Raw genomic sequence first — 13,917 nt, 5'->3', positions numbered from 1 at the left:
CTTATTCTGGCAATCTACTTTTTAGCATGTTGATTTGTCCCATGTGATTTGCCTGATGCTCCATCACATGGAACCAAGCGAAATGGTTGTTCATCTGTCCGCTTTTAGTTTTCTTCTCAAACCACTTATCATCCTTTTCTTTCAATAATTCTTGAGTTTTCGATCTTACCTTATTCCAAGCTTCGAGATATTCGCTGATAGGTTTCCCTTGGAATTCCTCCCTAGCTTCGTCTCCCAAACTAAGCGCAACAGCCCATTTTGCTTTTTCCTCCTCATTCATTTCGCGATCCTCAAATGTGTATGCTTGGTAATAAACCTCCGTTGCAGCTAAGTGCATAATCATTGCACCAATTCTATTTGCTTTATCATCCAACAAGAAATCTGTTTGTTCCTGATTCAAGCCCTGCACGCTCATTGTGATTCTAATGCGGAGATTTTCCATCATAGAAACCATATTTCCAATATCATGAGAATAGCCTTTTGGCGGGGAAATCATAGCCTGCCCGAAAGAAAATGAAGCACTTGCAAAAAGAAGGCAGATAAAGAGAAAGAACTTGAGTTTCATAAGAGTAAAAGTTTGGGAAGCTGAAAATTGAACATTTTAAGAGAAAAGTAGAAGTCAATAAGTGTTAATTACTCTCCTGACTTGAAGATTCTATTCATCAAGACCCACTTTTCTCCAGGCTTAGCCCAAGGAATTGGTTTCTGATATTTCCACATAAAAGCTTCCCATTCTGCGATTTTAGGATTTGCAGCATCGAATTTTGCTTTGACATCGAAGTCGAATTCATCCACAGTTTCCAAAAGCATAAACATGCGATTACCCGTGCGGAAGATCTCAATATTAAGAATACCAGCATCTATATCATGCTGAGTCACCTCAGGCCAAGCAGCTCCTGCAGCGTGATGCTGCTCGTATTCTTTGATGGATTCCTCATCGTCAATGAGGTCAAGTGTAAGTGCGAAACGTTTCATTTTTTTAATTAAAGAGATTAGAGAAAAGAGAAAGGAGATAAGAGAAAGTAGATTGGAGATTGGTTCCAAAATCAAGATTGAGGCAACTCCCCCTTGGACTACATATTTTATTTGGCATAGAAAAGTTTGTAAAAGGGGGCAAGGGGGATTTGCAACGAAGGCTACTGGATATTTAATGATGGAGGTTTAGAAATCTCAAATCTCAAATCTCAAATCATTTAAACCATTTCCTAAACTCCTCAATAGTCTGCTCAGCAGCTGCATCAGGATTAGGGTAGGGGAAAGCTTCCGCTGAAGCATAACCAGCATATCCAATAGTTTTCAGCGCTGATGCTATTTCCTTCATGGAGGTATGTCCAAAACCCATTGGACGTCTATTACTATCCGCAAAGTGAACGTGTCCGATACTTTTTCCCCAATTCAGAATACTTTCTTCCAAATTCCCTTCTTCGATGTTCATGTGAAAAAGATCAGCCAGAAGTTTTACCGACTTGGTTTCCAAAGAATCCATAAAGTTTGATCCAGCTTCAATGGTATTAAGCAAGTTAGTTTCGTAGCGATTTAGAGGTTCGTAGATCAATGTCACACCTTTTGATTCAGCATGCTTTCCCAATTGATTCAATCCTTCTGCCAGCCAAGACATGGTTTCTTCCCTGTCATTTCCGGGTAGTACATTTCCCTGCATAGAACCTATAATCGCCGGTGCACCAAAAGCTGCTCCGAAGTCAATCATGTCTGAGATAAAGGAAATGGCTTTTTTTCTGACTTCTGAATCAGGGTCAGTAAGTGTTAATCCGTGAATTACCTTACCAGCTCCTGTTCCCACAGCTGCGAGTTCCAGCTTGTATTGATCTAGAAGGTCCTTTAATCTAGGAACTTCAATTGCATCAGCAGAAGCTGTGAAAAGCTCAATTGCATCAAATCCAAGCTTGGAAGCTTTCGCCATTCCAGCTTCTAGATCCTCCCAGAATATCCAAGGTCCAGATTTGATTTGAGGTACTAGAGCGATTGTTACGCAGGATTTTATCATTTTCTTATTTATCAAAATCAATCATTATTTTAATTATTCCCTCTTGGCTCTCAGCCCAATCTTCAAGTGCTTTTTCTGACTCATCGATGGTTACTACCTTGCTGATTACTTCATCCACAGGGAATTTTCCTTGCTCTAAGTATTCGATTACCTCAGGGAATTCGGTGGTGCAATTTCTAGAACCAAGAATCTCAATTTCCTTTTGGACAAAGAGGGAAGTGTTGAATTCCACAGGCGCTTTTGCATAGCCTATGCAGACAACTCGGCCGGTAAATGCTACTTCCTCTACAGCTTGTCGGTAAGTGATAGGACTTCCAACTGCTTCTATGATTACGTCTGGACCATCATTGGTAGTCATTTCCTGAAGGGTTTGGTGTAGATCTACCTTCTTAGGATTGATGGTGTGTTTCACTCCGATTTTCTTTGCTATAGCTAGCTTGGCGTCGTCCAAATCAATAGCTATCACTTCCGCACCTTTATTCACGGCGGATGCTACAGCTCCCAATCCTACGATTCCACAGCCGATTACTGCCACGCGATCCTGAGCTGTCACCTTTGCGCGATTCACAGAGTGAAAACCAACCGTCAGTGGCTCTGCCAAAGCTAATTCTCGAAGGGATAATTTCTCAGAAGGAAACACATCTTGCCAAGGCAAGGCGATGTATCTGCACATGGCACCAGGACGACGAACGCCCATGGTCTTATTTTCCTTACAGGCATTTCGGGCACCTTTGCGGCACGCGATGCATTTCCCACAATTTAAATAGGGGTAAACCGTCACTTTCATTCCGACTTTGATGTTCTCAGGAATATCAGTTCCGAGTTCCTCGATAGTTCCTCCAACTTCATGTCCGAGGATATTTGGATATTCTTGGAGTGGAAAAAGACCTCGATAAGAATTTAGATCACCACCACAAAAGCCAACCATGCCGACTTTAAGGAGAACTTCTCCGGATTTAGGCGTTGGTTTTTCAACTTCTCGAAGTTCTGTTTTACCGATATCTGTGAGTACTAGTGCTTTCATTAGGTTTGGTTTTAATAGGTTTTTGTATTTGACTTATATTATAATATTAACCTTCTATTATTTGATTGACAGGCAGGAAGACGGGAGACCGAAGACCGAAGACCGAAGGAATGGTGACCATACCTGATTTGTCTTGACACCTTTTACTTCTTACCACTTACAAACAGATCACATTACTTCTAAGTAGTTTGCGATGAAGGTCACTTCCGTCTCCCAGCTTAAATATTATTCTCCGCTTTCCCTTCAAACCACATTTGGTTTTTGACGGGAGCGACGAGTGCTTCGATTTCTTCTAAGAGTCCATCAGGAATACGGAAATCAAGCACGCTTACATTTTGAGTGATGGTAGCAAGATCACACATTCCCACGATGGTAGTAGTAATATCAGGATGATCCAAAGCATAGCGAATGGCCACATCGCTGAGCTTCACGCCATATTTAGCACAAAGGCTAAGTAGCTGAGATTGCATATCCTTCATCGCTTGTGGAGATCTATGCCATTCCGGCAATGGAGCATCCGAAAGTATACGTTGCATCAAAGGAGCAGCATTCATCAAACCGAAGCCCTTTTCTTTAGAAAGTGGTACAAGTTCCCGGTTGATTTCATCTTCCAGTAGATTGTAATGCGCCCAAGACAGGACTGTGTCTACATCTATATTTCGAGTGATTTCTGCTAAGTAATTCACTGGCAAACCAGTAATTCCTATAAATCGGGCTTTTCCTGACTCTTTAAGTTTTACCAGTGTTGGCCAAGCTTCATTTAGGATTTGCTCTTTGTCCACAAACTCTATGTCATGAAGCTGAAGGAGATCGACGTAATCTGTTTTGAGCCGGGAAAGAGATTCATCTACGCTTTTAAGAATACGCTTTTCAGAAAAATCAAATTCCTTTAGGTCATAGCGCCCACATTTTGTAGCTAAAATCACCTTGTCCCGCTTTCCTTCCAGTGCATTTCCCAGTCGCTTTTCCGCCAGGGTAAGACCATAAAAGGGAGAAACATCGAAAAAATTTACGCCATGATCGATTGCATAGGCTACAGCTCGGTAACCGTCTTTTTCGTCAGAAACATTGAATACATCCCCCATAGGCGACGCTCCAAAACCTAGAATAGACAGGTCCATTCCAGTGTTTCCTAACTTTCTGTATTCCATAAATTAGGTTATTGTTGGGGTTGCTACTTTACAAATCCAATATATGGAGATTTTATGAGTAGGGAAATCAAATTTGGTCGAATGGCAAATTGCCAGCGCGAGTTTTAGTATAGCTAAGGATACACATTCCATTAAATTTTGATTTATTGTAAACTGATTCCTTGTCCTTTGTAAGAAAGGCAGGGTCAAACTTTCAAACCCTTTGCTTTCACCTCTATATTTAATCAAACCTAATAACCCAATGAAGCACCTTTTACTAATTTTCTTAGTATTGATTCTTTTCTCGTCCTGTCAGAAAGAAGAGAAAATTTATAAGGATGAGATCTATCAAAAACCTGATATTGATCCCACCCCCGAATTAGTAGCACTTTCTCCAGAAGAATCGCTCAGTAAAATTCATCTACCTGATGGGTTTAAAATTGAGTTAGTCGCCAACGAGCCAATGGTGTCAGAACCTATAGCGCTCGCTTGGGATGGCAATGGAAGGATGTACGTAGCCCAAATGAATACCTACATGCAGGATGCCGATGCCACAGATGAGAATGAGCCATGGAGCCGAGTGATGCTTTTGGACGATACAGACGGAGATGGAGTGATGGACAAGAGTTCGGTTTTTATAGATAGTTTGGTTCTGCCCAGAATTATCCTTCCTCTAGATGACCGAGTGATCGTAGGAGTGACTTACGACAGAAATATCTACAGCTACCGCGATACAGATAATGACGGCGTGGCAGATGAGAAAATACTTATACTGGAAGATCCAGATCGTGACAATCGTAACCTAGAGCATCAGGACGCAAATATGGTTTGGGGAATTGATAACTGGCTGTATGTGTCCAATGACCCTTTCCGATATAGATTTGAGGATGATCGATTGATCCGTGATACGCTTCCTGAGCCTATGCCTGGACAGTATGGATTGACTCAAGATGAGGTGGGAAGATTGTATTTCTCTAGAGCAGGTGGAGAGATTCCAGCTTTAGGCTTTCAGCAGAATCCATCATATGGCCAGCTGACTTTGAAAGATCATTGGGACGAGAGTTTCATGGAGCCTTGGCCTATAGTAGGTAATATAGATGTGCAAGGAGGATTAAATAGAGTGAGAGAAGCAGATAATACCTTGAATACCTTCACAGCTGTTTCAGGGCAGGAAGTATACTTAGGTGATAAAATGCCTGGTGCTTATGGAGATCTTTTTATTCCGGAGCCAGTTGGTCGATTGATCAGAAGAGCAAAGGTGAAGCACGTTGATGGCAAGATCATCTTAGAAAACCCGTATGAAAAAGCTGAGTTTATCGCCTCGACAGATCCACTTTTCCGTCCAGTTTTTACAAGTACAGGGCCTGATGGCAGTTTGTATATCGCAGATATGTATAGGGGAATTATTCAGGAAGGGAATTGGACTGGAAAGGGTAGCTATTTGAGAGATGTGGTAGATGAGTATGGATATGATAAATTTTTCCAAAGAGGAAGAATCTACCGTGTTTACCATGAGGAAATGACTCCTGGCCCGAAGCCCCAACTACTGGATAAATCAGCCGGTGAGCTGATACAGTATCTATCTCATCCAAATGGTTGGTGGAGAATGAATGCTCAGAAGTTGATCATTCTGAAAAAAGATTTGTCCGTAGTGAATGAACTTGAGTCAATTGTAAAGGATAATGAAGGGTTCTTCAGAAAACTTTTCAATGATGATATTGATTACGGGCTGGAGCGTGTACATGCACTTTGGACACTAGAAGGTTTGCATGCGGAAAGTAAGGAACTGGTAAAAATAGCCATGAAGGATGCTGACCCTAGGGTACGTGCTGCGGCAGTGAGGATAAGTGAGCGATATCTCAAAGTGAATGATCCCGAGATGATCGCAGCGCTGATAAGTATGGAATCGGATAAAGATGCTGAAGTTTTGCAGCAAGTAGTTCTTTCATCAAGAATTCAGACGGAAGCTACCAACGAAATGGTGACTCATATTCAGACTAATAATCCCAATAACGAATTGCTGGCAGCGACCACAGCCGAAAATCTTAATCCTTCTTTCTCAGAGATTCAGATGTTAAAGGATAAGTACAAAATGATGAATGGCGGCTCCCAGATCGTTGCTGGCTATGTAATATTTAAAGATTTTTGCTCCGCCTGTCATGGACCAGATGGTAAAGGAATTGATCAATTGGCTCCATCGCTTGTTGGTTCACCGCGTGTGACTGGAGATCCTGTGACCACAATCAAAATCCTCATGAATGGCTTGACTGGCCCAGTTGACGGAAAAGAATATAATGGCCCGATGGCTCCTGCGGCTCAATACGATGATACAGAAATCGCGAATGTGCTAAGTTATATCAGAGGACATTTGAATGATGGCGGTACGGTATGGCGCGTGACAGTTGGTTATGTCAGAGATGCATACAAAGACCGAAAAGAATACTGGACGCTGAAGGAGTTGGAGGAAAACCCAGGACTTCCAGCGGATAAAAAGAGCAAGTAAGTTTAGAATGAGTTGATATTTTCAAATGAAAGCCTGTAGCAATTAGCTATGGGCTTTCATTTTTTAAGGTCATTATGGAAATACCACGCCAATTTTATGGATTATTTGAAATCACTAGTACTTCAGCTGATCACATAAGGTTAGGAATGACTGGTACTTATCAGCTTATTCCTAACCTATCATGTATTTCTACCTGCTTTTTACAGCTAAAAATAGTATCATCGCAACTCGAATAAACTTAACCCGAATATTATATGAAGAATAAGTTCTTCCTTACGATGGCAGCGGCTTTAGCCACTACCATTTCTGTTTCGCAAGCTCAGGACAAGCTGAAAAGCATGCCGGGCTATGAGCAATACCAAAAAATAGCTCCTCAGCTTAGATCCGCTGTAAAACCAGGCAGCCTTAATGTAAACTGGGCCGAAGATGGTAAATCTTTCACCTATGTTGAGAATGGAAAACTTCAGTCTTTTTCTGTAAAAACCAAGAAGGTTACAGAAGCTGGTGATGTCCCAAGACCTGAGCGTAGAGCCTTCAATCGTCCAGTACGTGGGCGTCAGTTTGACTCTGCTGAATCTCCTGACGGAAAATACAAGGCCTTCACCAAGGATCGCAACATGTACCTCAGCAATGCTGACGGCAGCAATGTAGTCGCTATCACTACAGATGGTAACGAGGAAAACCAAGTGAAATACGGAATCGCAACTTGGGTATATGGTGAGGAATTAAGCCAAAACACTGCGATGTGGTGGTCTCCAGATGGTAGTAAAGTCGCTTTCTACAGATTTGTAGAGAAAGACGTGAAGAAATACTATGTGCTTTTGGATCAATTGGAATTGTATGATTCTCTTGAAGTGGAAGCTTATCCTAAAGTAGGCGAGCCAAATCTTCCTGTAGATCTGTTGGTCTATGATGTGGCTACCAAAAAGATGACCGAACTTGATATCAGAGATGGAAAGCCTTATAGTGACGGTGATTTGGGTACTTACATCTATGATATGTCTTGGACTCCTGATGGTAAAGAATTGCTTTTCCACAGTACCAATAGACGTCAGAATATCCTTGAGCTTCGTGCTGCCAACCCAGAAACTGGCAAGAGCAGAACTGTAATCCGTGAAGAGTGGCTTCCAAGTTTCGTGGAGAACTCTCCAGAAATGAATGTGTTGGCTGATGGCAAGCACTTCATCTGGGCTTCTGAAAGATCTGGTTTCAACAATTACTACCTGTACAACTTTGACGGAACACTTGTCAATGCAATTACTTCTCATCCTTTCGAAGTGTCCAATATCGTGAAGGTAGATGAGGCTAACAAGACACTTTATTACATGGCTCGTAGTGGTGAAAACCACATGATGATGCAGCTTCACAGGGTTCAAATGGACGGTTCAAAAGACACTCGTTTGACTGACCCTGCTTTCAATCACTCAGTGACTATTGCTCCTGATGGAAAACACTTCGTTGACATCGCACAAACGCACGATGTGGCTCCATTCACTAATTTGGTAGATGCCAAAGGAAAAGTGGTAGCTGAATTGGCGAAAAGTGACATGAGTAAGTTCGAGGAATTGGGCTTGAAAAAAGTTGAGGTATTCACTTTTACTTCGAAAGACGGAGTAACAGAATTGCATGGTATGATTCATTTCCCATCTGATTTTGACCCAAGCAAAAAATACCCAGTGATCCTAAGTAATTACGGTGGACCAGCAACTAACGCATTCAGAGAGAATTTCTCTACTCCAGATGCTTTGACTGAATACGGTTTCCTAGTGTTGAATATTGACGGTAGAAATGTGAAAGGTCGTGGCAAGAAATTGCTTGATCAGTTATATGGAAACCTAGGTTTGGTAGAAATGGATGATTTTGCCGAAGGCATCAAGTCACTTCATGACAGACCTTATTTCGATAAGGATAGAGTAGGAGTGTACGGAACTTCTTATGGAGGAACTACTGCAGCTTCTATGTTGCTAAGATTCCCAGAGCTTGTTCACGCGGCTGTAGCCAATTCTTCTGTGACTGACTGGAGATTGTATGATAACATCTATACTGAGCGCTTTATGAGCACGCTTGAAAATAACGAAGCAGGTTATAATAGATTCAGCTTGATGAACAAAGCGGATCAACTTCAAGGAGAATTATTGGTCTTCTTCGGTACTGCTGATAACAACGTACACCCTTCCAATTCATTGATGCTAATCAAAGCATTCCAAGACGCTGGCAAGAGCATCGAAGTGCAGCTTGCACCTGATGGAGGTCACACGGCTTTGAACAGAGATAGAATGATGGAGTTTTTCATCAAGCACTTGGTGACAGATTACAAAAAAGTAGTTCGTTAATTACGAGTTTGATTTCATAAAAAACCACCTGCTGAGCGATCGGCAGGTGGTTTTTTGATTTTAACCGAAGAGTACGCAGAGGATAACGCAGAGAACGCTAGTATCAAGTTGAGCTAAGTTGAAATCAATTCGAATGATGAAATGTGGGTTCACCATGCGTTCCGATGGAACGCTGATATAGAAATTTAGACGGATTGCTAAAGACGAGATGTCCCGAGGGGACATATTTCCAGATCCTGGATTGCGTTTTAATTACCTGTAACTGTATAACTCTATTCTTCTCGGTTTATTTCCAGAAGCTGTCAACTACGTTCCGTAGGAACGTTTGGTTTGTAGTTAAATTAACCGTACCCTATTCTCGTTCCGTAGGAACGTCTGGTGACATTTGACTAAACTTTGTATTCAGATTGAAGGAAAATACTATTTGATGAAATCTGAATACAAACTAAGAATGTTGAACTTCTACTTAAAACTATTCACATCGAGTTTGAACAATTCTGCCGCATTTTTCCAAAGGATCATTTCTTTCTTTTCCTCAGGAAGCTCTAAGTTTTTCATGAAGTTCAGGTAGGACTTCATCGAAGAAATAGGCCAGTCAGTTCCGTAAAGTAGGTACTTTGGATTGCCAGCATAGGTGATCATCTGCTCCAATTCATTTTTCATCCAGCGTTCAAATTTCTCTGAGAAATCTCCCAGTACCAATCCTGAAAAATCCGCGTGAACGTTCTTGTTTTTGTAGGTGACTTCCATACAGTCTTTGATCCAAGGATTACCAACATGACAAATCACAATTTTCAAATCGGGATAGTCCACTGCCAGGTCATCATGGTGAATAGGATGGGAATATTTTACCCTACCTGTGGGCGCATAGGTGTCTCCTGAGTGAAACATAACCGGCACATCATACTCTATTGCCATATCATACACAACCTTCATTCGTGCATCACTTGGATAAAAAGGTTCGTAACCTGGGTAGAGCTTTAGTCCTTTGATAAGGCCAGCCTCAAGATATTCGGCAATCTCCCGCAAGTCATGATGATTGTAATTCAGGTAGCTTATTCCTGCTACTACACCTAGGTTTTTCCTGTTTGCTATCGCTTCAACAACCTTTTTTGTACTTGGCCTGTGTTCATTGACTTTGTATGAAGTAAGCACGAGTGAGTAATCCACATGATTCTCTTCCATGGTCTCAGTCAATTTATTCAGGCAGTCTTCCAGTGAAACTACTCGCTCTTCATGGTAATTATTGATGTGGGTATGTACGTCTATGATCATCTTTTAAAAATTGATTCCTGCAAAATGTAACAATTATTTGACCAAGGAAAAGAAAACAAAAAACTTGTCCGTCGTAGATTCAATTAATTATAGCCACGATTTCCTCTAGTAAGTACTTAAATCAAAATCTTAAGTAGTATTTTTCCTACTCACTTAATAACCGCGATAGAAGCAGAATAAGCAGGTAAAATTACTTTTTATAAATCATGGGAAATTCATCCAAATCAGAGCCTAAGGGCTATATCGAAATCGTAGTTGGTAATCATCAAATTCTTCATGGATTCGATGCGAACAACAAAGAAATCATTGAAGAAGTAGTCGTTGAAAAAGCGGCCAAGAAGCTTATTGCAATTGAGCGTGTCCAATCTGTCAGCGAGAAGTTCATCCTGACTACCTATGCCTTTGGTAGAATGGTTTATTGGGAATATGAAGGAAGCTATAAGAAATTGAAAGAGAAATTGGCGGAAGCCAAGTAGAGGCGATTATCCTCCTTACATCACCTTCACCAGGAGCTTCTCACATACTTTTTCGGACAGTGTTTCACTTGTGTGGTTTGAGTAGCTGACTACGATACTGTGGTCGTAAGCTTCTTTAGACAGTATTCTCAATTCAGTGCCTAGACTTAGATTTCGGCCATTGAGAAATTCCAGAAACTCAGTGGATGAGTTGGTGAGCCCTGCAAGCTTAACCAGCTGACCTGCTTTGCATTCAGTAAGACTGAGGTAATTGATCTCTTGAATGCGTCCTAGCTTGTCTGGAATAGGAGATCCGTGTGGGTCGATGGTAGGAAATCCCATCATCTCATCCATGCGCTCAAAGAATTTAGGCGCGTGAATATGCTCTACCTGCTCAGCTATCTCATGCACTTCCTCCCAGCCAAATCCCATTTTATTTACCAGAAACATCTCAGTTAGTCTATGCTTACGAATGACTAGTGCAGCGTCTTTTTTACCTGCCGGAGTAAGTGTAACAGGCTTATACTTTTCGTAGATCAGCCAACCATTTTTTTGGAGTGTCTTCACCATACTATTTACAGTCGGCATGCTCACTTGCATCTGAGAAGCTAGCTCTGAGATATTGACCTCGTCTTTCTCATTAGCTAGGTTAAAAAGTGATTTCAGGTAATTCTCCTCTGTTTGTGATGCCATGATCTATTGCTTTAGTATTCAAATATGATAAAATTAATTTGAAAACAATTTTGTTAGACTGATCTAACAATGTAGATTTGTCGTATCTAATTTCGAATTAACTACCAGTCTATGAGATATCAATACATCATATTAGTTTGCTTTTTACTTTTCTCCCCTGATGTTCTTGGACAAAATTATGCCCTAAAAGGCAGAGTTTTGCATGAGGGAGATGCCGTAGAATATGCAAATGTCTATGTGAAAGGTTTAGCTAAGGGAGCCGTTACTGATCAAAATGGAGCTTTTTCTATAGAGATTTCTACTGTAGGAACATTTACAGTTCAAGCATCCATGGTAGGTTTCAAATCCTCCCAAGTAAAAGTGACTATTCCCCAAACGCAGGAAGACTTGATCTTCGAATTGGAAGAAATGGATGGTGGCTTGGATGAGGTTGTTGTGAGCGGAACGATGCAGGAAGTGTCCAAATTAGATAGTCCTGTTCCTGTGGAAGTTTATTCAGCTAATTTCTTTCGGGCAAATCCCACACCTTCCATCTTTGAATCTCTGCAAAATGTAAATGGTGTTCGTCCTCAGATCAATTGCAATGTCTGCAACACAGGAGATATTCATATCAATGGTTTGGAAGGGCCTTATACCATGGTTCTGATAGATGGAATGCCGATAGTGAGTGGTTTGGCTACCGTATATGGTTTGACTGGAATTCCGCAGTCTTTGATCGATAGAGTGGAAGTGGTGAAAGGTCCAGCATCTACGCTATATGGATCGGAGGCCGTTGGAGGTTTGATCAATGTGATAACCAAAAAGCCTGAGTCAGCTCCCTTGGTATCTACTGACTTCTTCTCGACCGGCTGGGGAGAAATGAATCTGGATCTGGGTCTGCGATCCAATTGGGGTCAAAACATTCAGTCTCTGACAGGCTTAAACGCCTTTTATTACGACAATCCTATAGACAATAATGGAGATGGATTTACAGATGTGACACTTTCTAAACGCATTTCCTTTTTCCAAAAAATCAATGTTTTGCGCCCAGAAAATAGGTTTTTCACTATGGCGGGAAGGTACGTCTATGAAGATCGCTGGGGCGGTGAAATGAACTGGACGAGTGCCAATAGAGGCGGTGATGAAGTATATGGTGAAAGCATTTATACCAGCAGATGGGAGACATTTGGTACTTGGCAGCTACCAACTACTGAAAACATGAATTTTCAGTTTTCTGTAAATGGGCACAATCAAAATTCAGTTTACGGTACTACGATTTATAAAGCTGATCAATACATTGGTTTCGGTCAGTTGACCTGGGCTAAAACTGTTCAGAAACATAATCTATTGCTTGGATCAGCTTATCGCTATACATTTTACGATGATAATACTTCGGCTACTTCCGACATAATATCTGACGAAAATGCACCTTCAGTTATTCATTTACCCGGAGTTTTTCTGCAAGATGAAATCAAATTGACTGAAAGTCAGAGTTTGCTTCTTGGTGTTCGATATGACTATAACTCAATCCATGGTTCCATTTTTTCACCGCGTGTGAATTATAAACTTTCTTCAGCAGACAAGCACACGGTTTTTAGGCTTTCGGCAGGAAATGGTTTTCGTGTAGCAAATGTATTTACCGAAGATCATGCTGCACTTACTGGAGCGAGAGAGGTTGTCTTTACGGAAGAGTTGAAGCCAGAGCAAAGTTGGAATATGAATGCTAATCTGGTGAAGAAAATCTACACGGATAAGGGGACATTTATAGGCTTAGATGGATCTGCATTTTACACCTATTTCACCAACAGAATTATCCCAGACTATGAGACGAACCCAAATCAGATCATTTATTCCAATTTGGATGGTTCGGCAGTTTCGAAAGGAGTATCTCTAAATATTGATGCTGCCTGGCCTAATGGTCTGACCGTGACTGCAGGAGGCACACTCATGGATGTGAGTATAGAAGAGGAGGGAATCAAAACCCGTCAGTTGCTTACGGAGCGCTTTTCAGGTGTTTGGTCGGTTGGTTATGACATCTTCCTATTTGGTTTGACAGTCGATTATACCGGGAATGTATATAGTCCGATGCGTTTACCTTTGTTGGGTCCATTGGATGACAGACCTGCTTACTCACCTTGGTACAGCATTCAAAATATACAGTTGACAAAGAAGCTGGGTGAAAAGTGGGAAGTATATGGAGGAGTAAAAAATCTCCTGAATTTCACGCCTGCGGCAAATTCCATAGCTAGATCTTTTGATCCTTTTGACAAAGGAGTTGAGTTTTCTCCAAATGGAACAGTGATTCCAACGCCAAGTAACCCGAATGCATTAACTTTTGATCCAACCTATGTGTATGCTCCTAATCAGGGCATCAGAGGGTTCTTGGGAGTGAGGTTTACTGTTAGTGATTAGTTCCTTTTATAAACTATGAGAGCTATGTGTCTATGTGGTTCACCTTTATTAACCACATAGACACTTAGAAAAACATAGAGAAAATCTTCTTGGACGGCTAATTCTCAT

The 13,917-nt window shown here is 41.3% G+C and carries 11 protein-coding genes; 4 read left to right on the top strand and 7 right to left on the bottom strand.

Annotated features, from left to right (window positions below; all coding sequences use genetic code 11):
• Nucleotide 1 precedes the first annotated feature (1 nt).
• From BM291_RS06805 to BM291_RS06780, 5 genes are all read right to left on the bottom strand, one after another.
• On the bottom strand, nt 2-565 hold the full coding sequence (locus BM291_RS06805) for a DinB family protein (protein WP_092895631.1): 564 nt from the start codon (nt 563-565) through the stop codon (nt 2-4).
• A gap of 68 nt (nt 566-633) precedes the next feature.
• Nucleotides 634-975, bottom strand: coding sequence for an L-rhamnose mutarotase (locus BM291_RS06800; RefSeq protein ID WP_092895629.1), 342 nt, complete (start codon nt 973-975; stop codon nt 634-636).
• A 214-nt stretch (nt 976-1,189) separates the two neighbouring features.
• Complete coding sequence (locus BM291_RS06790; protein WP_092895625.1) at nt 1,190-2,005, bottom strand: sugar phosphate isomerase/epimerase family protein; 816 nt, start codon at nt 2,003-2,005, stop codon at nt 1,190-1,192.
• 4 nt (nt 2,006-2,009) lie between these two features.
• Complete coding sequence (locus BM291_RS06785; RefSeq protein WP_092895623.1) at nt 2,010-3,029, bottom strand: zinc-binding alcohol dehydrogenase family protein; 1,020 nt, start codon at nt 3,027-3,029, stop codon at nt 2,010-2,012.
• Nucleotides 3,030-3,247: 218 nt separating this feature from the next.
• Nucleotides 3,248-4,180, bottom strand: coding sequence for an aldo/keto reductase (locus BM291_RS06780; protein ID WP_092895621.1), 933 nt, complete (start codon nt 4,178-4,180; stop codon nt 3,248-3,250).
• A 241-nt stretch (nt 4,181-4,421) separates the two neighbouring features.
• Here BM291_RS06780 and BM291_RS06775 point away from each other — a divergent pair, with 241 nt between their 5' ends.
• A complete protein-coding gene (locus tag BM291_RS06775; protein WP_092895619.1) occupies nt 4,422-6,662 on the top strand; it encodes a DUF7133 domain-containing protein in 2,241 nt (746 codons plus the stop codon).
• A 254-nt stretch (nt 6,663-6,916) separates the two neighbouring features.
• Entirely contained in the window at nt 6,917-8,995 is a 2,079-nt protein-coding gene (locus tag BM291_RS06770; RefSeq protein WP_092895617.1) for a S9 family peptidase, read from the top strand.
• 462 nt (nt 8,996-9,457) lie between these two features.
• Here the strand turns inward: BM291_RS06770 and BM291_RS06765 are convergent, their stop codons facing one another.
• Nucleotides 9,458-10,270: an amidohydrolase family protein gene (locus tag BM291_RS06765; RefSeq protein WP_092895615.1), complete on the bottom strand. Its 813-nt coding sequence runs from the start codon at nt 10,268-10,270 to the stop codon at nt 9,458-9,460.
• A 206-nt stretch (nt 10,271-10,476) separates the two neighbouring features.
• Between BM291_RS06765 and BM291_RS06760 the strand changes: the two genes are divergently transcribed.
• Nucleotides 10,477-10,746: a hypothetical protein gene (locus BM291_RS06760; protein ID WP_217647298.1), complete on the top strand. Its 270-nt coding sequence runs from the start codon at nt 10,477-10,479 to the stop codon at nt 10,744-10,746.
• Nucleotides 10,747-10,761: 15 nt separating this feature from the next.
• Here BM291_RS06760 and BM291_RS06755 read toward each other — a convergent pair whose 3' ends face one another.
• Complete coding sequence (locus BM291_RS06755) at nt 10,762-11,418, bottom strand: metal-dependent transcriptional regulator (protein WP_092895613.1); 657 nt, start codon at nt 11,416-11,418, stop codon at nt 10,762-10,764.
• Between the two features lie 111 nt (nt 11,419-11,529).
• On the opposite strand from BM291_RS06755, the gene BM291_RS06750 reads away from it, so the two are divergent.
• Nucleotides 11,530-13,809 carry a TonB-dependent receptor gene (locus BM291_RS06750; protein ID WP_092895611.1) on the top strand — a complete coding sequence of 760 codons (2,280 nt, stop codon included), beginning with the start codon at nt 11,530-11,532 and terminating at the stop codon, nt 13,807-13,809.
• Nucleotides 13,810-13,917 lie beyond the last annotated feature (108 nt).

The sequence above is a fragment of the Algoriphagus aquimarinus genome, assembly GCF_900112005.1.
Taxonomy (GTDB): domain Bacteria; phylum Bacteroidota; class Bacteroidia; order Cytophagales; family Cyclobacteriaceae; genus Algoriphagus; species Algoriphagus aquimarinus.
The sequence above is the reverse complement of the archived record's forward strand: the minus strand, read 5'-3'. Positions and strand labels throughout refer to the sequence as shown.